This is a genomic window from Sporosarcina sp. FSL K6-1522, assembly GCF_038622445.1.
GTDB lineage: Bacteria > Bacillota > Bacilli > Bacillales_A > Planococcaceae > Sporosarcina.
In genome coordinates, this window is sequence record NZ_CP152019.1 from 4,276,115 (window position 1) to 4,301,217 (window position 25,103).

The 25,103-nt window shown below is 44.4% G+C and carries 24 protein-coding genes; all 24 read right to left on the minus strand.

Annotation, left to right across the window (positions count from 1 at the left end):
• Positions 1 to 38 precede the first annotated feature (38 nt).
• The 24 genes from MKY34_RS21315 to MKY34_RS21430 all read right to left on the minus strand — a co-directional run bounded on the left by MKY34_RS21315 (position 39) and on the right by MKY34_RS21430 (position 25,096).
• Positions 39 to 998, minus strand: coding sequence for an NEAT domain-containing protein (locus MKY34_RS21315; RefSeq protein ID WP_342513107.1), 960 nt, complete (start codon positions 996 to 998; stop codon positions 39 to 41).
• Between the two features lie 90 nt (positions 999 to 1,088).
• Positions 1,089 to 2,516, minus strand: a complete 1,428-nt coding sequence (locus MKY34_RS21320) for an NEAT domain-containing protein (RefSeq protein WP_342513108.1) — start codon at positions 2,514 to 2,516, stop codon at positions 1,089 to 1,091.
• Positions 2,517 to 2,537: 21 nt separating this feature from the next.
• Entirely contained in the window at positions 2,538 to 3,236 is a 699-nt protein-coding gene (locus MKY34_RS21325; RefSeq protein ID WP_342513109.1) for an NEAT domain-containing protein, read from the minus strand.
• A gap of 341 nt (positions 3,237 to 3,577) precedes the next feature.
• Complete coding sequence (locus tag MKY34_RS21330) at positions 3,578 to 4,642, minus strand: P1 family peptidase (RefSeq protein WP_342513110.1); 1,065 nt, start codon at positions 4,640 to 4,642, stop codon at positions 3,578 to 3,580.
• Between the two features lie 45 nt (positions 4,643 to 4,687).
• A complete protein-coding gene (locus tag MKY34_RS21335) occupies positions 4,688 to 5,506 on the minus strand; it encodes a M55 family metallopeptidase (RefSeq protein WP_342513111.1) in 819 nt (272 codons plus the stop codon).
• A 93-nt stretch (positions 5,507 to 5,599) separates the two neighbouring features.
• Positions 5,600 to 6,601 carry a winged-helix domain-containing protein gene (locus MKY34_RS21340; RefSeq protein ID WP_342513112.1) on the minus strand — a complete coding sequence of 334 codons (1,002 nt, stop codon included), beginning with the start codon at positions 6,599 to 6,601 and terminating at the stop codon, positions 5,600 to 5,602.
• A gap of 1 nt (position 6,602) precedes the next feature.
• Positions 6,603 to 7,583, minus strand: a complete 981-nt coding sequence (locus MKY34_RS21345) for a dipeptide ABC transporter ATP-binding protein (protein WP_342513113.1) — start codon at positions 7,581 to 7,583, stop codon at positions 6,603 to 6,605.
• The gene (locus MKY34_RS21350; protein WP_342513114.1) at positions 7,549 to 8,562 is read right to left on the minus strand and encodes an ABC transporter ATP-binding protein; all 1,014 of its coding nucleotides are present in this window, start codon (positions 8,560 to 8,562) and stop codon (positions 7,549 to 7,551) included. The genes MKY34_RS21345 and MKY34_RS21350 overlap by 35 nt, the downstream gene beginning before the upstream one ends.
• A 19-nt stretch (positions 8,563 to 8,581) precedes the next feature.
• Positions 8,582 to 9,451: an ABC transporter permease subunit gene (locus MKY34_RS21355; protein WP_342515330.1), complete on the minus strand. Its 870-nt coding sequence runs from the start codon at positions 9,449 to 9,451 to the stop codon at positions 8,582 to 8,584.
• Positions 9,452 to 9,500: 49 nt separating this feature from the next.
• Positions 9,501 to 10,421 carry a glutathione ABC transporter permease GsiC gene (gsiC, locus tag MKY34_RS21360; protein WP_342513115.1) on the minus strand — a complete coding sequence of 307 codons (921 nt, stop codon included), beginning with the start codon at positions 10,419 to 10,421 and terminating at the stop codon, positions 9,501 to 9,503.
• Positions 10,422 to 10,492: 71 nt separating this feature from the next.
• Positions 10,493 to 12,094, minus strand: coding sequence for a glutathione ABC transporter substrate-binding protein (locus MKY34_RS21365; protein WP_342513116.1), 1,602 nt, complete (start codon positions 12,092 to 12,094; stop codon positions 10,493 to 10,495).
• Between the two features lie 39 nt (positions 12,095 to 12,133).
• Positions 12,134 to 13,144 carry an asparaginase gene (locus MKY34_RS21370; RefSeq protein WP_342513117.1) on the minus strand — a complete coding sequence of 337 codons (1,011 nt, stop codon included), beginning with the start codon at positions 13,142 to 13,144 and terminating at the stop codon, positions 12,134 to 12,136.
• Positions 13,145 to 13,336: 192 nt separating this feature from the next.
• Positions 13,337 to 14,794, minus strand: a complete 1,458-nt coding sequence (locus MKY34_RS21375; RefSeq protein WP_342513118.1) for a sodium/proline symporter — start codon at positions 14,792 to 14,794, stop codon at positions 13,337 to 13,339.
• Between the two features lie 30 nt (positions 14,795 to 14,824).
• Positions 14,825 to 15,985 (minus strand): FAD-dependent oxidoreductase, encoded by a 1,161-nt coding sequence (locus MKY34_RS21380; RefSeq protein ID WP_342513119.1) that lies wholly within the window; start codon positions 15,983 to 15,985, stop codon positions 14,825 to 14,827.
• Positions 15,986 to 16,131: 146 nt separating this feature from the next.
• A complete protein-coding gene (locus MKY34_RS21385; RefSeq protein WP_342513120.1) occupies positions 16,132 to 17,508 on the minus strand; it encodes an S-layer homology domain-containing protein in 1,377 nt (458 codons plus the stop codon).
• Positions 17,509 to 17,672: 164 nt separating this feature from the next.
• Positions 17,673 to 18,623 carry a bile acid:sodium symporter family protein gene (locus MKY34_RS21390; protein ID WP_342513121.1) on the minus strand — a complete coding sequence of 317 codons (951 nt, stop codon included), beginning with the start codon at positions 18,621 to 18,623 and terminating at the stop codon, positions 17,673 to 17,675.
• Between the two features lie 189 nt (positions 18,624 to 18,812).
• The gene (locus MKY34_RS21395; RefSeq protein ID WP_342513122.1) at positions 18,813 to 18,965 is read right to left on the minus strand and encodes a hypothetical protein; all 153 of its coding nucleotides are present in this window, start codon (positions 18,963 to 18,965) and stop codon (positions 18,813 to 18,815) included.
• Between the two features lie 137 nt (positions 18,966 to 19,102).
• Positions 19,103 to 19,408 carry an OB-fold domain-containing protein gene (locus tag MKY34_RS21400; RefSeq protein WP_342513123.1) on the minus strand — a complete coding sequence of 102 codons (306 nt, stop codon included), beginning with the start codon at positions 19,406 to 19,408 and terminating at the stop codon, positions 19,103 to 19,105.
• A 5-nt stretch (positions 19,409 to 19,413) separates the two neighbouring features.
• Positions 19,414 to 20,547 carry a beta-ketoacyl synthase N-terminal-like domain-containing protein gene (locus MKY34_RS21405; protein ID WP_342513124.1) on the minus strand — a complete coding sequence of 378 codons (1,134 nt, stop codon included), beginning with the start codon at positions 20,545 to 20,547 and terminating at the stop codon, positions 19,414 to 19,416.
• Positions 20,544 to 22,025 carry an AMP-binding protein gene (locus MKY34_RS21410; protein ID WP_342513125.1) on the minus strand — a complete coding sequence of 494 codons (1,482 nt, stop codon included), beginning with the start codon at positions 22,023 to 22,025 and terminating at the stop codon, positions 20,544 to 20,546. Before MKY34_RS21410 ends, MKY34_RS21405 begins: the two co-directional genes overlap by 4 nt.
• A gap of 20 nt (positions 22,026 to 22,045) precedes the next feature.
• A complete protein-coding gene (locus MKY34_RS21415) occupies positions 22,046 to 22,525 on the minus strand; it encodes a PPC domain-containing DNA-binding protein (protein ID WP_342513126.1) in 480 nt (159 codons plus the stop codon).
• On the minus strand, positions 22,518 to 23,279 hold the full coding sequence (locus MKY34_RS21420) for an SDR family NAD(P)-dependent oxidoreductase (RefSeq protein WP_342513127.1): 762 nt from the start codon (positions 23,277 to 23,279) through the stop codon (positions 22,518 to 22,520). Before MKY34_RS21420 ends, MKY34_RS21415 begins: the two co-directional genes overlap by 8 nt.
• Before the next feature lie 12 nt (positions 23,280 to 23,291).
• Positions 23,292 to 24,614: a TRAP transporter large permease gene (locus MKY34_RS21425; RefSeq protein ID WP_342513128.1), complete on the minus strand. Its 1,323-nt coding sequence runs from the start codon at positions 24,612 to 24,614 to the stop codon at positions 23,292 to 23,294.
• A complete protein-coding gene (locus tag MKY34_RS21430; RefSeq protein ID WP_342513129.1) occupies positions 24,611 to 25,096 on the minus strand; it encodes a TRAP transporter small permease in 486 nt (161 codons plus the stop codon). Before MKY34_RS21430 ends, MKY34_RS21425 begins: the two co-directional genes overlap by 4 nt.
• Between the last annotated feature and the right edge of the window lie 7 nt (positions 25,097 to 25,103).

Below are 25,103 nucleotides of genomic sequence, written 5' to 3' on the forward strand. Positions count from 1 at the left end.
AGGTCTTGATGACAAATATCAAGACCTATCTAACTTCCTTATTGAGGCTGTATACGTTTTTTGATGCCGTAAAGTCCAAGACCTGCAAAGAGAAGTACGACCAAAATGCCTAGAATTGCTGCAAGACCAGTTTGGACAGTCGCTTGCGATGCGCCTTTCACTTCTCCGACAGCAACTTCCTCTACTTCACTTGTTGTTTGTTCCAGATTTTCTGCAAGTTCCTCTTCTGTATCTGGTTCCTCTACAGACATAGCTGTGTCGGTAGCATCATCAGTTGCACCGGATGCATCCAGTGCAACGGGTGCTTCAGTAGACGGCTCAGCTGCTGGATCCTCCGCTTTCTTTTCCGGGTTCACTGTTGGTGGAACTGTTTTTTCATTTTTTTCATTGGCCCCGCCTTGCGCACCTACACGGGTATTCTCCGTCTTCGTCACGGTATCCGGTTTATTGTCAGCTGGCTTTTGTGGGGGCGTGACAGGTGTTTTATCTGTCTCAGTCGGTTTAGGTGCTGGTTTTTCAGCAACGGGTGCTAATGGAATATCTGCTGTCGTAAACTTAAAACGAATGTCGTATTTATTGTCATACGAAAAGCCAGGAATGCCTGTCACAATGATATGAATTTTAGCATCGAGCAGTTTTTCGATATCCTGCACTTCAAACTTAACAACCCGTTGGTCCTTTGCCGTATCTGTGCTTAGCACTTCCACATCCACAAGACCATTTGCTGATTGTACTTTGAAATACTGCCACCAAGAGCTCGTATTTAACGTCACAACTGCAAACGTTTTTCCATTTTGAATCATCACTTTTGCAGGACTCACCATGTAATCAATCGTCGTCGATTCGTCATCGCTATTCCCTTTTAACACCGTAAACGGCACGGAATACTCACCATCTGCAAATTTGGATGCCGCCGCTACTTTTCCAGGCGTGAATAAGGGAAGTATCGCCCATAACAGAACGAACATCGCTACCGTTAGCATCGATTTTTTTCTCAACGAAAACGCTCCTTTCTAGCGAATATCTCTATCACCGACAACACCGGCTGCCGCTACAGAAGCAGCGACGCCGGTATGAACTGTCACATATTATTTTTCAAGATTTTCTAGTAGATAGTAAACCATTTTAGACGCTTGGCCACGAGTTGCGCTTGCTTTTGGATCAAATACTTTCTTACCATCGATTGTTTTACCACCAATAATGCCAAGACCTGCTGCATAGTCAACGTTTGCTTTTGCGTAGTCAGAAATGCTAGCTGCATCTGCAAATTTCACATCGGTCGTAACGCCTTCCAAAATACTTGCATCTTTATACTCAATCGCGCGAATGATCATCGTTGCCATTTGTTCACGTGAAATGAATTCATATGGACGGAATTTCCCGTTACTACCTGTTGTAATACCTGCTTTTGCTGCCGCTTCAATTTCAGAAACAGCCCAATCTAGATTTTTCGGTACATCTGAAAACGTTCCTTGGTATTCTGCCTTCGGAAGCTCAAGTGCACGTGCTAAAATAATCGCAAATTGCGCTCTTGTCAGGTTATTGCCTGGTGAAAACGTTGTAGGTGTTGTTCCTTTAACGATTTCTTTCGCAGCAAGTGTCTCGATATATGTTTCAAAGCCTGTGCCTTTGATATCCTCAAATTTTACTTCTACTGGAGCTTTTACTGCTTGAATGCTTGTTTCATCGAATGAAAGTCTAAAATCATAGTTTCCTGTATGGTTTGCTGCTGCCACGAAGACAGTTGCTTTCGCATTGACCACTTTTGAGAAATCAGCCACTTCAAATGAAACAACTCTTTTGTTCGCCGCAACATCAGTCTTTACAACTGTTGCATCTACAAATTCTTCCCCTTGTTCCACTTGGAATGCAGTAATTTGTTCGTTGTTCGTAAGTGTTAGTTCCACTACTTTTTTACCGTCTTTCACAGTAAGTGAAGCAGGTGTTTCCATAAAACGAGCCATTGAAGAAGCTTTGTCTTCATCTGCGTGCAACGCTTTATAGTCGATTGTGTATGCGCCGTCTTTGAGTACCCCAGGGATTTTGCTGCTATCGAATTTCATACGGATATCATAATTATTATCATATGCACCCAGTCCTGGGATACCTGTTACAATAATGTGGATTTTCGCATTCAATACTTTGCTTAGATCCTGCACTTGAAATTTAACAATTTTCGTTTTTGCAGCTACATCTTCACTTACCACTTCAGCGTCTACGAAGTTTTTGTCTGTAAATGTACCTGGTTGTGTCGTTTGCACTTTCAATGACTGCCACCAGTCTGTGTTTGTCAACGTCACATAAGCAAATGTCTTGCCGTCTTCAACTACGATTTTCGCCTTGTCTTGCACATATTGATCTGTGACAGATTTTTCATCGCTAACATCTTGTAAAATTTCAAATGGTAGTTCAAATTCTTGTTGAGCCGTCACTTCAGCTGCTTCAAATTGAGCAGCAGGCAATGCTGTAAATAATACAAGTAGTGCTGTAAATAACATAATTAGTTGTTTCTTCATTCGTTTCTCTCCTTCAATTCTTTATGATTTTTTTGCTGTACGCGCCTTGTTTACAACGACAATTAGGATAATAGCTCCAACGAGTAGCGCTGCCAATAGACTATAAATTAATGCATTACCGATTGGTTCATCTTGCTTATCAACTGCTTTGTCGGCCACCTCTTCTGATGAAGGTTCAGTCGCTTTGACGACAACTGCCGGTGCATCCGTCGCTTCCAACGTATCTACATCGAGGGCTAGACGGACTGTATATTTATGGTCATACTTGGGTTCCATCTCCTCGATCACGACATGCATTTGCATAAGCAATGGCTCAGCAATATCTCCATCTACTTTAAATGCCACCACACGCGTGTCCTGTTCCAAATCTTCGCTGACGATTTGCACGTCGGTAAATGATTCGCCATCTTTCGCTTGGATGACTTTAACCCATTCACTGTGATTCACCGTAAATTGTATGTACTGTCCATCTTTATCAATGGTCAGCGTAGCTGGCTTTTCGAAATAATCGTTAGCAATCGACACCGAATCATTCTCGGCTTGCAACATTTCATACCCAACAGCATATGTCCCCTCTGCTAGATCAGTAGCATGGGCTTTCGGTAGATAAACGGTGCCCACCATGTAAACTAGGATGGCAGTGGCAAACGACAATAGTACCCCTTTTTTCACGAGCAATACCGCCTCCTTTCCAAATAGGTTTTGTAGAAGGAAAATCATTGACTTCCTTCCTCAGACAAGAATCCTTGCCGACATGGTTATATAATGAGAACGATTATCACTTAGTACTCTTCTATAGTAACTGATAGATTCAGATTGTCAATCCACTAACTCGGCCGTCTGAACGATTTTTATGAACTTTCGATGAATGTTCATAGTTTAGCTACATCTCCTGCAATTATCAACAAAAAAAACCTTTTCAAGTACTATATAAGTTGAACAAAAGAACCTTCTTAACACGCTCAGCGCTTGCAGATGCCTCCCGCATGTAAGGCGCCTTCACTAGAAGATTAGGTGAAAATCATAAGTTCAGCTTATATAGTATACGAAAAAGGTTTGATTCATAAATTCGGATGGGCATGAACAACATTGCCCTTGCGCCCTGTCGTTGCCACTGCCTGCGATAACGAGTTCAAGATGGCTTCTTCTGCAACGTCGGCCGCGCCAACAAAAAGGTTGTTCATCACTTCATGATCTTCGCGCAACTGACTCCGCGTTTCGACGGATGCTGTTGCCGTATGTGGAATTTTATGTGCCGTAGAAAAAGCAATAACAATGTCACCACTTCCATGACTAAAATGACTTCCCGTTCTCCCCAGTCCAATGCCACATCTTTTCGCTACACGTAACAATTGCCTACTACTAAGTGGAGCATCTGTAGCCAACACCAAAATAATGGAGCCGTCCGCTGGTTTTGGGTAAGCCGGGACATCCGTCGTTTCAGGTACATGATATTTTTGGCTCTGGAAATCTTCCTTCCTGCCAAAATTACTTAATACCATGCAACCAATCGTATACGATTGCCCCGTGCTGTCATCTGTCACAATGCGCGAAGAAGAGCCAATTCCTCCCTTGTAGCCAAAACAAATCATGCCCTTACCTGCACCGACAGCCCCTTCAGGCGCGACATCCGTCGACGCTTCCTGAATCGCTGCAACTGCATGATTAGGCTGAACCGGCATTGTACGAATCGAATTTAATCGGCTATCGTTGCACTCCCCGACCACTAGATTGATGGTGCCTGTCGTATCGCCAATCTCCGGGTTATTCTCCAGCATATACGTCAATGTCCCTTGTGTCACAGCAGGCACCGCAAACGTATTCGTTAGCATAATCGGAGACTCAATAAGCCCCAATTCATTCACCTGTACGAGACCTGTCGTTTTCCCAAAACCATTTAACACATAGCTCGCACCGACGACTTTCTGTTGAAACAAATCTTCCCCATGCGGCAAAATAGCCGTCACACCCGTACAAGCATGTTCGCCATTTTCTAACGGATGATCCAGCGTCACATGCCCGACCTTGACCCCTTCTACATCCGTAATACAATTCTTTTCTCCAACAGGTAGACTACCAATGATGATGCCTTTTTCTCTAATTTTTTCTGGATGACGTTGTGTCAAATCTCTTCACTCCAAATGAATTTATAGTAAGCTACCGCTATTTCTTTAAGAAATAGAGGCAGCCATCATAATCGCACTGCGAATCAATTGATAACTAGCTAATACATTATCCGTTGTAAAAGAAATCGTCAGCGGATCGACCCGTGTCACAATCGGTAGAATTTCTACCGCATCCGCCAATCCTGTATGTAAAAACGTCACTTGCACTGCATATGGCGGCGCCATCGTAAAAGGTTGAATCGCTTCATAATTTTGCAGCGCTTTTTTAGTACCTTCTTTTATAAGCGCCCGTGCTTCAGCCGGATGGACATTCAGAGCTGTCGTACGGCTAATGGTTTGCTTGACGACTGCCTGATGAATATTCGGAACGCATTTCGCAGCTTCAACGGCGAGTAAATTACAGCCCGAGACAAAAATCACAGGCACACCAAAGTGACCCGCAACAAGCGCATTTAAACCAAATTCACCAAGTTCTACACCATTTATTTTAATCGACCGCACAACTCGTCCATTAAATGTATGGTTAAGTATGCCATTGTCGCCCATTTTCGTATGATAGCCGACAAAAAGAACAGCGTCAAAATCCGCATCGATTCCTTCCATCATAGCCAACTTTTTGGGCGAACCTAAAATGAGCTCCGCTTTTGTCTGTAATTGTTCATGATAGAGATTACGCATCGTACCATGCGAGTCATTGACAACGATTTTTTCAGCCCCCGCCTCCAATGCTCCTTGAATACATGCGTTGACTTCTTCCGTCATGAGCCTCCTCGCATAGTCATGCTCTCTACCATCTCGAGACGTATGCTCGCCGTGAACGACTCCTGAAACCCCTTCTATGTCCGCTGATATAAAAATCTTCATAAGTGCCTCCTCCACGACAAATCGCTTCATTTCATATGCACACTACGCTCCCCTAATGGCGGCGAAGTAGCCCCGTAGTTGTAGCATAGGTCGCTACTTTTCTACAGATTTTTTATATCGCTCCAAAAATGCCTCACCTTTATCGGCTAGCTTCGTCCCACCTCTGCCTAGACGTGCATGGACTAGCCCTAATTCCTGCATGACTTCTAATCGAAGCCGAAGCTGCTGATCAGATAAGAGAATGCCATCCTCACGCAACGCTTGTTTCACCTTAGTTCTTCCAAATGATTCGTAGTTGCGCTTGCCTTCTTGATAAATCCGTAAAATCGCTAAACTTTCCTCCAAAAAACCATGCTCTTCAATCTTCTCAATCACTTCACGTAGCAAATCCTCCGATAAAGGCAAATCCTTTTCTACCTGTTCACGGACTTGAAAACCCGCACCCTCACGTTGTACAAATGTGCTGTCATACTGAAAACGAGGCTGTTCATTGACCTTTTCTGCCAGCGCTAGCTGCGACTTGAAAAATCGATTCATTAATTCAAACTGATTGCTCTCACTCTTTAAAAGGTCGGCTAGTGTAAGGATGGTTTTGAGATCCAATGTCCTTGGACCGATATCAATGACATTGTCAAATTGCCTAGGGACATGTTCTCTTTCTCCAAGCGTCACAATGAGGTCTACGTTTTGAGGGATTAAGTCCATAGGGTTATACGCCGTATATTCATGTTCAAAATAGATATTTTCAATTGACACTGCCGCGCCCTCCGCATGTTCAAACGTGTTGCTAATCACGAGAATTCGTTGCCCTTTCGGTAGCTTCAATAATTCTTTCGCGCCCACGATATTGATTTCCCGCTCCGCAACAATGACTGGGCATGATTCAGGTATAAACGGCCGCGTAATGCCTCTTAACTCTTCTTTCGATAATAGAACAACATCCTGTTCCTCTATTGCCCCCATTGTTAACTCTCGTAATGTCGTGCCTACCAACTCGATTTCCTCACCAAAGATGTCTACTAGTTGATAGGCAATAATCGTTAAATAGGCCTCCTGCACCGATATGACATGAAGTCTTGATTTCACTTTCGCCATCTTACTGATCCTGCAATTCTTCTGCAAAATGACAGGCTACAAAATGACCTTCGCCTAGATCACGAAATGCGGGTACTTGCTCTTTACATGTTTGTTGAGCGTAAGGGCATCTCGTATGAAACGTGCAGCCAGAAGGTGGGTTTGCCGGACTCGGAATATCCCCTTTTAAAATGATACGTTCGCGCTTAACTGTAGGATCTGGAATTGGAACTGCACTTAACAATGCTCTCGTATACGGATGACGAGGTGTTTTGAACAATTCATCCCGTTCCGCCAATTCAACGAATCGCCCTAAATACATGACACCTACACGATCAGAGATATGTTCAACCACACTTAAATCATGGGCGATAAATAAATAGGTTAAGTTGTACTGTTCCTGCAAGTCTTTTAATAAATTGAGGATTTGTGACTGAATCGACACGTCGAGTGCCGATACCGGCTCATCTGCAATAATCAGTTTCGGATTCACTGCGAGCGCCCTTGCAATCCCGATACGTTGACGCTGCCCACCACTAAATTCATGGGGATACCGATTTGCATGATACTTATTCAAGCCAACGACTTCCAATAACTCAGCAATACGCGCTGCGCGCTTGTCTTTGGCTACATTATGCACAATCAGCGGCTCTTCAATAATTTCCTTTACCGTCAAGCGCGGATTAAGGGAAGCGTACGGATCCTGGAACACCATTTGAAATTCTTTTCGATACGGACGAATTTCATCCTCGCTAAAATTCGTAATATCCTGCCCCTCGAAAATAATCTTCCCTTCCGTAGGCTCAAGCAACTTCATCAAGACACGACCAGTCGTTGATTTCCCACAACCACTTTCACCAACGATGCTTAACGTTTCGCCCTCTTTCACCGTAAACGAAACACCATCAACAGCCTTGACATACTCCTGCGTTTTACTGAACATTTTCTTCTTTAATGGAAAGTATTTTTTAACGTTGTGCACTTCCAACAAGTTCTGACTCATCGTTAAGCACCTCCTCATGCAGCCAACATCTACAAGAATGCTTCGTTGAAACTTCCTTATATTCCGGCTCTTTTTCCCAACATATATCCATCGCAAATTGACATCTTGGTGCAAATTTACATCCTTCAGGCATCCGCGTTGGAATCGGCACATTCCCAGGAATCGATTGCAATCGCTCTACTCGCTCACCCATTTTAGGCGTAGAAGCCAATAATCCCTGCGTGTATGGATGTTTTGGATTTGCAAATAGTGAATAGACATCACTTTCCTCGACTGCACGCCCCGCATACATAACCACTACGCGATCACACATTTCTGCAACGACACCTAAGTCATGCGTAATGAGCAAAATGGCTGTATCCGATGTTTTCGTCAAATTCCGCATTAAATCTAATATTTGCGCTTGAATCGTTACGTCCAATGCCGTCGTCGGCTCATCCGCGATTAATAACGCTGGATTACAAGCCATTGCCATAGCAATCATGACCCGCTGCCGCATACCACCAGAAAGCTGATGAGGGTATTCGTTGACAATTGTTTCAGGCCTTGAAATCCCTACCGCAGTCAACATTTGAACGGCATGTGTGCGCGCTTCTTTTTTCGTAAATTTCAAATGAAGAATGATAGCTTCTTCCAATTGACGTCCAATTTTATAGACAGGGTTTAAAGAGGTCATCGGCTCTTGAAAGATCATCGCAATGTCATTACCACGGATTTTTCGCATCTGGCTTTCACTTACATTGACAAGGTCAACTCCATCATAGATTATTTCACCACCTGCAATCCGACCTGGTGTGTCTTTCAATAACTTCATAATCGATAACGAGGTCACACTTTTTCCACTACCAGACTCGCCAACAATTCCAAGTGTTTCGCCCTTCGAAACCTCAAATGTCACGCCATCTACTGCTTTTACAACCCCAGACTCACTTGAAAAATGTGTTTGCAAATTATTCACCCTCAATAAAACATCATCCATCGCTCTTCACCTCCATTAATTACTCTTTAATTTTTGGATCGAGTGCATCCCGTAATCCATCGCCTAATAAGTTAAAAGCCAACACGGTAACAAAGATCGCTAACCCTGGAAAGAGTGTGACATGCGGTGCGATATTCAAATAATCTCGCCCACCACTTAACATCGCTCCCCACTCAGGTGAAGGTGGTTGAGCCCCTAATCCAAGGAAACTCAAACTCGCTGCCGTTAAAATCGCTGTACCGATACGCATTGTAAAATAGACGATAATACTCGAAAGTGTCCCTGGAAAGATATGCTTCCAAATCACACGGCGATGCTTTGCCCCTACAGACTTTGTCGCTTCCACATATAACGTCGATTTCACCGCCAACGTCGAGCTGCGGACAATACGAGCAAACACGGGAATACTAAATATCGCAACAGCGATGATGACATTTCCAAGACCTGGGCCTAAAATCGCGATAATTCCAATTGCCAATAAAATCCCCGGAAATGCGAGTAATACATCACAAAATCGCATGATGACCCGGTCCATCCACTTTCCATAGTAACCTGCAAGAAGTCCTAAAATGGTTCCGCCAACTGCACCGAGTAATACCGAAGTTAAACCGACATATAGCGAAATTTGTGTACCTGCAACAATACGGCTAAATATATCTCTTCCATAAGCATCTGTCCCGGCCCAATGCTTAGCAGATGGGCCCGAAAGTACATTTTCATAATCCGGTTCTGTCACATCATAAGGTACAATTGCCGGACCAATGAGTGCGATGATGACGAGAAATATAACAAAAAAGAAGGCTGCAAATGCCAGTTTTTGTTTTTTAAATTTCCGCCAAAACTCCGAGAATGGAGTTCTCGACGTAATATTTTCCATAGACATTTGCATATACTCTTCTTTTTTCGATAACTTGATCTCTACCATAACTGGTCCCTCCTTACTCATATCGAATTTGTGGGTTCAACACGCCATACAACAAATCTACGATTAAATTGATTAAAATAAATTGCAAAGCGAACAGTAACATTTCTGCTTGAATGACTGGATAATCCCGATACGCCACTGAATCGATTAGCAGTTTTCCTAAACCAGGCCAGCTAAATACCGTTTCAATGACAACCGATCCACCGAGTAAAAAACCGAATTGTAAACCTGTCATCGTAATAACCGGAATCATAGCGTTCCTCAATCCATGTCCCCAAATGACATTGCGCTCATTCAACCCTTTTGATCGACCTGTACGGATATAATCTTCTTTCAATACATCCATTAAGGAAGATCTTGTAAAACGAGCGATGACTGCTGCTACCCCTGTCCCAAGTGTGAAGGCAGGGAGGATATAGCTTTTCCATGATTCCATTCCACCTGAAGGTAACCAACCGAGTGTCACTGCGAAAATTTGAATCAGTAAAAGACCTAGCCAAAATGATGGCAATGATAGCCCCGAAACAGCGCCAAACATTCCTAAATAATCTTGCCACTTATTTCTTTTTGTTGCCGAAATCACACCAATTATTAACCCAATACAAACTGCCCACACCATACTCCAGACGGTTAACCAAAATGTCGGCATGAAGCGCTCCCCAATTTCTTCAAGAACCGGGCGTTTCGTTTTAAGCGATGTGCCTAAATCCCCTTTGAATAGATTCGCCATGTAAGAGATGTATTGTTCGTGTATCGGTTTGTCCAACCCTAATTCTTTCCTTACCATTTCCACGTCTTCAATAGTTGCATCTTGCCCTGCAACGAGACGAGCTGGATCACCTGGGATCATATGTACGAAAAGAAAGATGAGAATGGTTACCAAAAACAAAATTGGTATGATTTCGATGAGCCTCTTTGTAATAAAACCGAGCATCTTCATCCCTCCTATTAGGTAGAAAATAGAGTGCTATACACCATACATAGCACTCTATCCGTCAGTATTTTTTACTTGATTTCAATATCGGTAACGCTTAGTGAACCATCTGGCAATAAATAGACGCCGTCTAGATAGTTTTTCTTACCTGCCATCGTTTTCCCTGTCGTTAAGTTAACCCATGGTGCATCTTTCCATATGATTTCTTGTGCCTCTTTGTATGCTGCTGCACGTTTGTCTGAATCAGCCGTTTGGAGTGCTGCTTGAATGGATGCGTTAACCTCTGGATTATCATAGTAAGAGATGTTATACGATTTTGGTGGGAATGCATCTGCACCGCCAACTAATGGACGAATACCCCAATCCGCATCACCTGTTGATGGAGACCAACCACCGTAATACAGTTCAATTTCAGCATCTTCTGCCTTTTGAACAGACCAAATTTTATCGGAAACTGTACCTGCTTCCATTGGTACAACTTCTACTTCTACATTTACTTGCGCTAATTGTTGTTGTAAAAACTCCATTGCTTTGATGGTACTAGAGCTGTTACCACCCCAAAGCGTTGCTTTAAAACCGTTTTCGTAGCCCGCTTCTTTCAATAAGCTTTTTGCTTTTTCAAGATCAAATGCATATGGATCTTGTTTCGCATAGTACTGAACATCCGGTGCAATGATTGAATCTGATATACTTGCGTAATTGTTTGTCACTACTTTTACGAATGCTTCTTTATTCACTGCATAGTTCAATGCTTGTCGCACTTTCACATCATCATATGGTTTTTTCATCGTATTCATGGCCATATAGCTGACAATGATAGACGGGTTACTTTCCACTTCGATGCCATTTTTTCCGTTAATACTATCAGCTTGTTCCGTTGGTACTGGGTAGATGAAGTCTGCTTCACCTGTTTGTAGCATCGCAATACGTGAACCATTTTCCGATACTGGCTTGAACGTAATCGAATCTACTTTCGGTGATCCTTCTTTCCAATACTCTTCGTTTTTCACAACTTCTAAGCCTTCACTTGGTTTCCATTCTACAAATTTAAATGGACCTGTTCCGACTGGGTTTCTTGCAACCTCTTTACCGAACTCTTCCAATGCTTTCGGGCTATGAATCATCGCAGATGGATGCGCAAATGTATTGATCATCGCACCAAATGGCTCTGATAATGTAAATTTCACTTCATAATCGCCAAGTACTTCAATGTTTTGAATTAAGCTGAATAGACTGTGTCGCTTCAAACCGCTTTCAGGATCTGAAAGTCGATCAAAGTTCACCTTAACTGCTTCTGCGTTAAAAGATGTGCCATCGTGGAATTTCACATTTTCGCGTAGCTTGAATATGAATTCAGTCGCATCTTCACTCGCTGTATACTCTTCTGCTAACACGTTCACAACGTTCATATCTTTATCGAAGCCTAAAAGACCTTCCAACATCGCCTTTTGAGCTGAGTTCGATAATGTATCATTCGTATCGTGTGGATCCATGCCTGTAAAGTTATCTGCTACTGCAATGACAATGTCCTTGCCTTCTTTTGTTGCCTTTTCTCCCCCTTTATCGCTACCTTTTGCTAGGTCTTTTCCATCGCCCGAGCCGCTTGTACAACCGGCTAGTACGAGAACCAACGATAAAGCTAGTAAAGAAAGTACGCTAAACGCTTTTCTCATCCTAAACTCCCCTTTGTTGTCATATTTATAAAAAATGCATTAGGCATTTTTTAACGTAAAGATTGGACGCAATTGCCCAATGACTTCCTGTCTTGCGTTTTTCAATTCTGGCTGGTGATATGCTTGTAAACGCTCCTGTTGCTCTTCGTTAAGTAAATTCAGTTGCTTTAGTACCTCAACGACAGCGGGGGAAGTTGCTCGGCTATTGCCATCTTCAATTTTAATAGCAATTCCAAGTCCTGTTTCTTTATCACCCACGCAATAAACACCCTCAGCTCCTACCTTGCCAAACATCCGTCCATCTTCAATTCGCATAAAATCTGAACAAAAACGATCCGTTCCTCCAACCATTTCCGGTTCTGCCATCATTGCCGCTGTTACGCGTTCAATGGCATTTTTTCGCTTCTCTGGAAATGCAACAGGATTCGCCATTTTCGCAAAACTCATCGCGAGGTTTTTTAATGGAATCCCATGGACCGGAACTCCACATCCGTCAACACCAATTTCAATCTCGTCCATCGGAATTTCAGAGAGATCGCTAATCACTTCGAGAATTCTTTGTTGTACAGGATGGTCCATCTTGTAATAATCGTCGACACGCTCCCCCATATATTTGGCTGTCGCAAGCATGCCGCTATGTTTGCCAGAACAATTATTGTATTCCGGTGTCACTTCCTTGCCAGACTTCATTAACTCCTCGTACGTTTCCTGCCAGCGAGGGGGATGTGTGCCACATTTTAAATGGTCAATGGTTAAATCTAGTTTATGTAAAATATTTTTCACTCGATCAGTATGCTGATTCTCTCCATTATGTGATGCACATGCTAAAGATAGTTCTGCTTGATTGTAGTTGTAAAAATCAGCAGCACCCGTCTCCACAATTGGAATCGCTTGCAACGGTTTCATAGATGAACGAGCAAACGTTACACGATTCGGATCCCCATTATAATAGAGTAGTTGTCCTTCACTATTCACGACCGCTACGTGTCCTTCATGCCGACTTTCTACCATTTCGCCTCTTATTACGTCTATTAAATATTCCGCATCCATAACTACACCTCTAACTATCTTTATTTTCTAATTACTCTAAACCATATTCCAACACATTACAACCCTTTAAAACAAATAATTCTTATTAGGTTGAATTGTGAGAGTTGAGAGTCACTTTAGGTGATATTGAATCTAAAAAAACCTCTTTAAGCCATAATTAGACTTAAAGAGGTTTACAATTGATTCGCTAAACTACTTCTCTTCCACAACGTCCAATTCCTTTTCCTCTTTATCCGGAAACAGCAAACTAAAGACAATTCCGGCAAAAGCGGCGATGAAGAAAGTTGTAAAACGGGATGTAGCCAATTCTTCGAGTGGCGTTGAGATCCAAAGAACTGTCGATAAAAATCCGGTAATGATTGTCGCGATAACCCCGATACCTGAGTAGCGTTTCCAGAAAAATGTCAAGATGATTGCTGGCGATAACGTACATCCCACTCCAGCCCATGCCCAACTGACAACTAAGAAAACCAATGATTTGGATGTCAAGGCTATGATTAAACCTACGAGTCCAGCACAAATGATGGTAATTCTTGAGATGGCGACGAGCTTGCTTTCTGATAGTTTCATATTCATGGCACTACGAATAATATCCTCACTGACCGAACTTGTAATGACCATTAGCTGTGAATCTGCAGTTGAAATAATCGCTGCAAGAATACCCGCTAGTAAAATACCTGCAATCCAAGGCGGCATCAAATCGAGGATCATAAATGGCAAGATCATTTCGACGTCGGCAAACGCTTGTCCTTGATACAATGTGAGGGCAGTAATCCCAATCATGAATGCACCACCATAAGCCAAAATTGTCCACGAGATGGCGACGATGCTTCCCGTCCTTGCTTCTTTCTTACTTCTAAGCGCCATAAAGCGGACACTTAGTTGCGGCTGTCCACCTAGAAAACCGAAAAACCAGGCGAAGTTATTGAACAATAACAGCCCTAAAGAAAACCCAATGGCCCCGCCAGTCCAAGAATCCATGGATGGCCCAGCAGCAGTCAACGCTTGGCTTATCGATAAATCAGCTGCTGAAATATGAAATAGAGCTACAATCGGCAACACAACTAATGTTACAAGCATCATCAGACTTTGAATCATGTCCGTCCAAACGACCGTAACAAATCCACCGATGTAAGAAAGGATAATTACGACTACGATACTTAAAATAGCCCCAACGGTCGGAGGTATATTGAAAACAGCGAATAATGTTTTCCCCGCCCCGGCAATCTGGGCCCCGAAATAAAACATCATAAAACTAAAGATCAGAATCGTAGAAAGCCAAAGGATCACCTTTCCGTGCTTTCCAAAACGTTGCGCTAAAAAACTAGGTAGTGTCAACGCCCCGGTTTCCTCCGCTTCCTTCATGAATCGTTTCGCTAAAAACAACCAGGCGAAGATTATACCGGAGGCAATCCCCGCTGCCACCCAAATGCCCGATAAACCCGTCGCAAAGACAAAGCCCGTATAGCCCAAAAGAAGCCAAGCCGATTCCCCCGTGGCACGTTCCGAGAACGCCAAAGCCCAGCCTGGCAACTGCTTTCCACCTAATAGAAAATCAGCATGGCTTTTCGTACGTCGGCTAACGACATACCCAACTACGAGCATCATTACTAGATATAATACGAATTCAAACATGATGATTGTATGCAATTCACTCATCTCCCTTGAATTTAATAGTCGTTAGACAATCGCATTCTCCAACACTAGGTCGTTCTCCGCAAATCGCTCGATACGCAATGGGGTCAGGTCAATCGTTTCGTATTTTCCCCTACAAATCAGTTCCGCCAACCCTTGTCCAACACCCGGTGCTTGTTGCATCCCATGCCCGCTAAAACCAAGTGCCATAAAATAGCCCTTCATCATCGGATGCTCGCCAATAATGGCATTTTGATCCACCGTATTAAAATCATATAAACCAGCCCAGCCCGATTCCAATTTAAGCTGTTCGAAATTTGGCACGCGGTGGGCTAAAATCGGCCATAACGTATCAAAAGACGAACGTTTCCAAGTGAAATCCATGCCTGGTGGAACATCATCCGAAAATCCCGCCACCACTTTTTCACCCTCATGACGAAAATAAACACCCGTTGGATCAATCGTTAATGGCAACTTTCTTTCAAGTTGTCGTGCCGTATCCAACACATACATTTGCCTTTTTAACGGGACAACCGGTACCGGCAAGCCCATTTTTTCACTTAAAGCCGCTCCCCACGCCCCGGCACAATTAATGACAATGCGAGATCCGTACATCACACCATCCGTTAAACGAACGCCCGTTATGCCGGCCCCTTCCGTTACAAGAGACTCAACTTCCTCTGCGATATACTCCACTCCAAGCGCTTGTGCTTTTTTCCGATAGGCTTGCATGACTGAATAAGGATCAAGATAACCGTCCTCATGACAGTAAAGCCCGCCCGCAAGATCCCCAATTTCCAACTCAGGAATAATCGGCAATAACTCCTTTGGCGTGAGCAACTCGGAAGGTACACCATACTCATGCTGTGTCCGTAGTTGTTTCGCAAAATAAGGCATCATACTTTCAGTCGCTAAAAACAAGTAGCCCCGCTGTTTGAAATCAATTTCTGCGCGTTCTCCATTAATCGCCATGTTGTCGGCAAAGTCTTTATACACATGCAAACTATAACGGCTCAGTTGAACATTAATCGACGTAGAATATAACTGCCTAAATCCCCCGGCACTGCGAGGCGTAGACGCATATTGATATGTGGCATCTTTTTCAAAAACGACAATACGTCCTTCAAAACCATTCATGCGCAATGCATACGCCGTACTCGATCCCATAACGCCCCCACCAACAATGATGATATCTGCTTTGTGCATCTGACTCGTCTCCTTCCACCAGTTTGTCCCACTTTTTATTTATCCATCGTATGTGAAGGGGGCTCATATTATTCAATAAGAAAAGAGAGTCCACTGATAACCCGCATCAGTGAACTCTCTTGCTTTCTACTTATGAATGGCTTGATTCAGTCTTCTTCTACCGTGTCGCCCGTAGCAACACGCGTATTTTCTACTGAAACTTCTTTACCGTTTGTATACGTCACAGTGAACTTCACTTTCGTCGGTTCACCCTTGATGTCTCCTGCTACTTCCCAAACCCCATCCGCTTCATAATCAAATGCAGCGTCAAATGGCATGGACAATTGTGTAGCTTCCGGATATTCTGCTGCTAATGTATCCGTCAACGTCCCTGTTACAAGCAAGTTATCTTCATGATCAAACCACTCGACCGTTAACGCCGCTACATCGCTTAACGTTTTGCCTTCAGTGAAACTAACACCTGCTGAATACATGCTGCCACTAACGAAGCCAAAATCTTGTGCAACAAGCCCGCCTGAAGCAATTCGCGTATTTTCTACAGATACTTCTTTCCCATTTGCATAAACTACCGTAAAGACGACTTGTGTTGGCTCGCCTTCGAAATCTCCCTCTACGTCCCAATATCCATCTGCCTCATAATTAAATGCAGCGTCAAATGGCATAGAGAGTTGTGTCGCTTCCGGATATTCCCCTGCTAATTTCTCTGTCAAAAACCCTAAAGCTAATAGATTATCTTCATGGTCATACCACTCAACTGCTAAAAATTCGATGTCACTAACAGTTTGCCCATCTGTCAAAGCTACGCCAGCTGTGTAACTCGACTCCCCTAACACACCAAAATCTTCCGCCACTAGACCACCTGGTAAAACAGCTGCTTCACTGCGATAAACAAATGAAGCCATTTGTCCACGTGTCACAAACGCAGCTGGACTGAATGTCGTTGGCGTCGTGCCTGTTGTAATGTTATGCGTCAACAACGCCTGCACGTATCCTGCAAACTCATCATCACTTTTCACATCGGTGAATCGTGTATCTGTCAACGTCTCTTCTTCTAACTCAAATCCTAGATTAATAATTTTCGCCATTTGTGAGCGTGTCAGTGGGTTACCTGGCTTAAACGATTTTACGCCTTCAACGTCATAACCGTTAATAATCCCCTCTTGTGCCAAAGCAGCGATTGGACCGTAAAACTCATCCGTTTCGTTCACATCCGTAAAACCTGGATTTTCAACATCTTCCGTATCTAACTCCAACGTTAACGCTAAAATTTTCGCAGCTTGTCCACGTGTTAACGATTGATAAGGTCTATATGTACCGTCCTTATATCCTTTAATAATATCCCGAGCGGTTAAACTCAACACCGCATCATAAAAATGATCGTCTTCATGGACATCTGAAAAGAATAACGTTTCCTCTTCCTCCGCCTGTGTTTGTTGCGGCGCAGCAAACACAACTGCGCTAGCAGCTAACATTGTCGCCAAAGCAGCGCTCGCGATTTTTTGTAAACTTGAAAATCTCTTCATTTCCTGACCTCCGTCTAGTAGTCTTGCTTTTTCACACGCATCTAATCGTACCATGTTCCCACTATTTTACGAGAGTCCAAATTGTGGTTATTTTACCAATCAGGCAAATTATGACTGATTGGTAAAATAAAAAACTCTTCAAGCCACAATCGACTTAAAGAGTACTACGTACGTGTCATCTTATATTTATTCGCAAACAAATTCGCTACAATGGCCCCCAACGTTAAATTCACCACCATATTCGCAACAGCCGGAACCGCCGCCAGTGAACTAACATGCTCCATCGCCAACGTGGCAGCAAGCGCCGTGTTACAAATCCCCGTGTGAAACAAAATCGCACGCGCATTTTCCTCTGGCACCTTCAGCCATTTGGCAATAAAATACCCAGCTGCCATTGGAATCGACACTTGAAAAAACACCGCTAAAAAAATCAATGGCAGCGCCGATAAATTATCCTGCAACGAACTTTGCGCATTCGAAATTACGGAGAGCACTACTATGAATAAAGCGAGTTGAGACAGGACAGACATGTACGGTTTTACAACCTCTATGCGTTTAGCCCATTTCCATTGCAACAGCAATCCCGTCAAAAGTGGAATGAAAACAATATAAATAATATTGATAAAAAGAGGCCAAAAAGCAATGGGAATTAATTTCCCGGAAAACACTTGCACAAGCGTCGGCGTTAATAGAGGAGAGATGAACGTATCCAGCGTCGCCATCGTAATACTTAACGCCGCCTCTCCTCCAGCGATAAACGTATAAATATTCGCAGACGTCCCACTTGGCACAGTCCCCGCCAAAATCACACCCGTCGCAAGTTCCGCATTATCCCGGAAAAACAAATACGCCACGCTCACCGTCACCGCAACCATGATCGTCCACTTTAACAAGACACCCAATAGCGCATGCTTCGGATTTTTAATCACCGTCAGCAATTTCTCCGTCGACAGAGACAATCCCATCAATAGAAAAATCGTCCCCAAACCAACACCCGTCAACCCACGAATCGAAATAAAGGCATCAGGAAAGGAATAAGCGATGAGCGACAACAGAACAATCCATACAGGCAAAAATCTCGATATCAGCGTGGTTACCGCTTGAATCCACTTCATCCACAGCCCCCCAACCAACAAAAACCACCCCTAACCGCGTGTTTGCATAACAACTATGCGCGCTTCGAGCACAACTTTGCGCGGTTACCCATCAACTATGCGCGCTTCGAGCACGGCTTTGCGCGGTTGCCCATCAACTATGCGCGCTTCGAGCACGACTTTGCGCGGTTACCCATCAACTATGCGCGCTTAGAACACGACTTTGCGCGGTTTCACAACAACTATGCGCGCTTCGAGCACAACTTTGCGCGGTTTCACATCAACTATGCGCGCTTCGAGCACAACTTTGCGCGGTTTCACATCAACTATGCGCGCTTCGAGCACGACTTTGCGCAGTTTCACATCAACTATGCGCGCTTAGAACACAACTTTGCGCGGTTTCACATCAACTATGCGCGCTTAGAACACGACTTTGCGCGGTTTCACATCAACTATGCGCGCTTCGAGCACGGCTTTGCGCGCTCAGCACACACACTCCTCTACACTCCCTTATACAAAAACGCCCCATCCTCAATCCTATCGAGCTCCACACAATCGCCAATCTGCACACCCAACGCCATACGTGTCGTCACCTTAACATTCGCCTCATCCAACTGAACAAGCGCCACAGTATAAGGAGCAATCCCCGCGAATTCCGCCGGCGCGATATGAATATCCGTAAAGCTATAAACCGTACCCTTCGATGAAACTTCGCGCGTCTCAAATTTCCCTTGGCGACACTTTGGACACACATACTTCGCTGTCATGCTCTGATAATCACATCCATTACAAGTAAAAACATTCATATCGCTCACACCCTCTCCAAAATGTGCACAGTCGAATACGAACCTGTACCACCTAAATTTTGTGCAAGTGCCAGTCGTGCGCCGTCGACTTGATTGACCGCTGTGCCACGCAACTGTCGAACAAGCTGATATATTTGGGCAACGCCCGTTGCACCAATCGGATGCCCCCGTGACAGCAGACCCCCACTCGTATTGACAGGCTTATCCCCCGTTGCCTTCGTGCGCCCTTCTTCAATCGCCTTCCAACCTTCACGCTTGTTGAAGAAACCTAATTCCTCAATCGCCAGCAATTCCGTCATCGAAAAACAATCATGAATTTCAACAACATCAATATCTCCCGGCCCAACACCGGCCTTTTCATACGCCATACGTCCCGATTCCCCAATCGCTGGAATCGACAATAAATCATCCGCGTCTTGCATCTGCGTAGGGCCCGATGCTTGCGCTGACGAACGAATATGCACGGACGACTTCTCCCTAGAAATGACAACAGCTGCTGCTCCATCCGTCATCGGCGAGCAGTCAAACAAGCCAAGCGGATTCGTAATGATCCGCGCACCCATAATTTCATCCAATGTCGTCGCCTTTTGGAATTGTGCCAATGGATTGTTCAGCGCATGCTCCCGATTTTTCAACGCCACCATCGCCAAATGCTTTTTCGACGCGCCTGTTTCGTAAAAATAACGATTCGCTAACACGCCGAAAAATCCCGGAAACGTTAGCCCCGCATGCTTCTCATTGGAGTCATTATCCATCGCCGCATTAATCGCCTGTGTCACATCCGCCGTCGAAGCATGCTTCATCTTTTCCACACCCGCGACGAGCACCGTATCATATTCACCACTCAAAATCCCCAGTACCCCTTGTCGAACCGCGATACCGCCGGAAGCACACGCCCCTTCCACCTTCGCCGTCGGAATAAATCCCAGACCCAATTCATTAGCAACGATGGCGCCTAAGATCTCTTGATTGTAAATCGCCCCCCCCATAAAGTTGCCGATAAAAACGGCATCGACGCGTGGATTTCCGGCATCTTCCAACGCTTGTACACAAGCATCCAACAGCAAATCTTTCATCGTTCGGTCAACAAACGTTCCAAATTGTGTCATCCCAATTCCATGTACATAAACATCCGTCACGCCCTCGCCCCCTCATGTTGGTCCCGCAGTTCACGCTTCAAAATTTTCCCGTACGAGCTTTTTGGCAAGGCATCTACAAAGTGAATTTCCTTCGGCTTTTTGAAACTCGCCATATTGTCCACACAAAGCGCTAGCAACTCGTCATCAGTCACAGGATATGTCCCGTTTTGCACGACATACGCAACGACGTTTTCACCCCATTTATCATCAGGTACCCCAATGACACACGTCTCTTTCACACCAGGATGGATATTCAACACTTCTTCTACTTCACGTGGATAAATATTAACCCCGCCCGAAATAATGACATCCTTCTTGCGATCGACAATATGCACATAACCTTCCGCGCTTTTCCAGCCTAAATCCCCTGTATGCAACCAGCCGTCCTTCAACGTTTCCGCTGTCGCTTGCGCATTATTCCAATAACCTTGCATAACTAGCGAGCCTTTACAGATGATTTCACCGACCTTGCCTGACGCCACTTCCTGTCCCTTATCATCTACAATTTTCACATTGACAAATAAACCCGTTCGACCGCATGACTCCAGCCTAGAACCGAGTTCCTTCTTTGGCATCATCGTAATACACATCGGCGCTTCCACTTGCCCATACGTCTGCGCAAAAATCGGTCCCGTTAGGCTAAGTGCCTGCTCCAACTTACTCGCTGCAATCGGCGACCCCGCCATATTAATGCTCTTCAAAGTCGACAACTTCTTGGCATCAAACGTCGGATGCTGAATCATCAAATTGACCATTGTCGGCACTAAGAAAATAATGGACACGCGCTCTTTCGCCAAGTCATTGACAAACTCTTCCGGCTCAAATGAATCAAATACAATTTGCGTCGAGCCATACAACCAAGCCACATGCGATAAAAAATTACTGCCATGCGTCAATGGTGCCACATGCCCGATAATATCGTCATAATTCACTTCGCACACAGTCGCGAGGGATAGTGCCCCTGCAATCATATTACGATGCGACAGCATAACCCCTTTGGGATTACCCGTCGTTCCCGATGTATACATAATCGCAAACACATCATCTTCCGCAACCTCCGCGACAAACTGCTGGCCAAGATGTGACTGCACAGCTTGCTCATAAACCTCCCCAACTGGCAACACCTGAACAGTACTCCCAATCGGTTCAATCAGTGCTTGATCGCCAATAATTAAACGCACCCCTGCATCCTCCAACATATACTGATGTTCTTTCGGATGTAGGCGATAATTGAGCGGCACTTTGACCAGACCTGCAAGCGACACGGCAATATCCAGCTCAATATGCTCCAAACGATTCGCCATCAAAATCCCAATGCGATCCCCTTTTTGAAAGCCTTGCGCCTGAAAATACGCTGCCAATGCATCAGCACGTTCCTTCAGTTCTTGATACGTAAACGCCCGGTACTGATCTTTGACCGCAAGCTTATTGGGATAAGCGGCCGCCGATTTGAGCGCTAACTGTCCTAATGTCTCCACTATGAAACACCCTTTCTAAATCACTTTGATTTTGCAGTATTGAACTGAAAAATTGGCAAATTCCAAATCGCATCATTGCCCCGTTGCAACTGCACATCCGGCAACGGAAACAAGATAAACTCAATGGTAATCGCCACAGGATTTTCCCCCTCAAGAAAATGGCCGCCACTAATCGTCTGCTGGCAGTCTACAAACAATCCATGAAAATGAATATCCAGCTCGCCATCGACATCAAGCCCAACAAACCCCGTCCCTGACAACAATTCGACAGGCGTAGCACTTTTAATTTTCGGGGAATAACGTAACTCGCCATCGCTCGTTTGCTCTGGCTGACAATATGTCGCATGTGCAAGCGACCCCATGCATTGAAACTGGGCCGCCTGCACATTGAACTTTCGACATACCTCTTTCATGCCACCAAACAGATCGACGTCTTTTGTCAACCGTCCGACAATACGGTGAGTTGTCTCATCATATACAGCTTGAATCGTTTCACCCAAAGCTGTGGCCCCCATCCACCTTCAACACTTGCCCCGTCGCGTAGCTCGATTCCGGGGACGCGAAATACATCACAGCCTCTGCAATATCACCCGGTGTCCCCATGCGCTTAATCACTTGCTGGCTTAAATCATACGCCACACCTGTCGTAATCCCCGTCAAAGTCGCACCCGGCGCAACAGAGTTACACGTAATGCCCTGTCCACCAAGCTCTTTCGCCACCCACTTCGTCAAAGCAATGACCGCGCCTTTCGAAGCCGAATACGCTGGACCCGAACGGCCACTGCTATCTTCCTGCCCCGATACAACGCCACCATTCAAACCCGAAATCGAACTGATGTTAATAATCCGCCCGTATTTCTGCTCAATCATATGTGGATACACAACTGCCTGTATGAACAAAAATGCCGCTTTAACATTCGTATCCATATCTCGCTCCCACATATCCAACGTCATCGTGTCAATGCCAAGTCGACTACATGTCCCTGCATTATTAACCAAAATATGTAGTTCCCCAAACGTATCCGATGCACGCGCAACTGTCGCTTTAACAAATTCCGGATCCCGAATATCCCCCAAACATTCCAGCACTTTCGCCTCCGAATTTTGTGCTCGAATCGACTCAATCGTTTTCGCACAGGATTGCAAATCGACGAGCACGATATTCGCACCTTCTTTTGCTAGATAGACCGCTGATTCCGCTCCAATGCCACTTGCCGCCCCAGTAATAATCGCTGTTTGTCCATTCACTCTCATCCTGCCATCCCCTTATTTAATATTTAATAAATCTGGTAGAAACGTTGAAAACCATGGAACATACGTAATTAGCAATAGAATAATAATCGAAGACACAACAAACGGAATGACGCCCCTCGAAATTTCCCCCAGTGACGTTTTCGAAATCCCCGTCGCCACATACAAGTTCAACCCGACTGGTGGTGTAAAAAGCCCAATGGCCAAGTTCACAGTCATAAAGACCCCAAACACTGTCGGATCGACCTCAAACATAATCATAATTGGCAATAAAATCGGAATGAAAATATAATAAGCCGAAATCGCATCGATAAACATCCCCGCGATTAATAGCAAGACGTTCACAAGCAGCAAGATAATAATCGGATTTTCAGATAGTCCTAACATAGCATCTGAAATTTGCATCGCAATTTGTTCAGTCGTAATAATGTACGCATAGACAGAAGCTGCACTGACGATAAACATGACGACTGCTGTTTGAATAGATGAAGCTACTAAAATATCAAACATTTTTTTCATATTCAATTCTTTATACACAAAGAATCCGACAAATAATCCGTAAAATACCGCGATTACCGCAGCTTCCGTTGGCGTAAAGAACCCACCGTAAATTCCACCTAAAATGATAACTGGAATGAGCAATCCCCATAATGCACCTGTAAAGGCTTTCCATCGCTCTTTTCCTGTTGCACGTGGCATCGGCGTAAAGCCTTGCAATGGTCCACTTTTAACCTCTTGACGCCATCTCACATACATCGCCGCTAGAATAAAACCAACACCTAACATTAACCCGGGAATCACACCTGCCATAAACAAGCGTGCAATGGAAATCGGTAGCTGATCGCCAGCAACAACTGCGAACACGATAAACGCAATACTTGGTGGAATAATAATGCCAATCGCACCCGAACTCGCAACAAGTGCGCCGGCCGTTTCTTTTTTGTAACCGCTTTTCACCATTGCTGGAACTAAAATTCCCCCAATGGCCGCCACGGTCGCAGGACCTGAGCCCGAAATTGCGGCAAAGAAAATCGCCGTCATAACCGTCACAAAGACAATCCCGCTTTTCTTATGTCCCACAAGGGATTGCGCAAAGTCAATCAACCGTTTAGAAATCCCTGCCTGTTCCATAATGACACCCGCTAGGATGAAAAACGGAATGGCAAGCAATGTAAACTTCGACACACTCGTATACATAATATCCGCGACAAGCTCGAGGCCAAAAACCCCACTTCCCGTAAATAGCACCGCAATTGAAGAAATCGCCAACGCCACTGCAATCGGCAAACGTAGCATAACAAGGAGGAAAAATAGTCCAAATAAAATTAATGCCATCATAGTGATTGACCTCCTTTCACGCCATGCTCACGAAATTCTTTCACCGTTACTTGCAATGTTCGATACAAACAAAGCAGCGCACCAAACGGCATCGCTAAGGAAAACCACCATTGTGGCCAGCCAAGTGACGGTGTTTTCTGTCCCATCTGAATCTGGAACAACACCATTTGAATCCCAAAATACAATAACACGCCGAATAACAACGCCATCATAAGCCCTACAAATAGCGTTATGACACGCTTCAAGCCATCATTCACCAAATCATAAACCAAGGTAAAGCCAAGGTGTGCGTTTTGACGCACACCGATGGCCGTTCCAACAAATGTTAGTAACACAAACAAATTAATCGTAATTTCTTCCGTAAAGGATAGTGAATAATTAGCAATTCCCCTCGAAAGAATGTTAACAAAGGCAATCGTGGACATAACCGCCATAACAATGGCGACAATCCATTCTTCCAATCTGCTAATCACTTTTTCCATACATAGG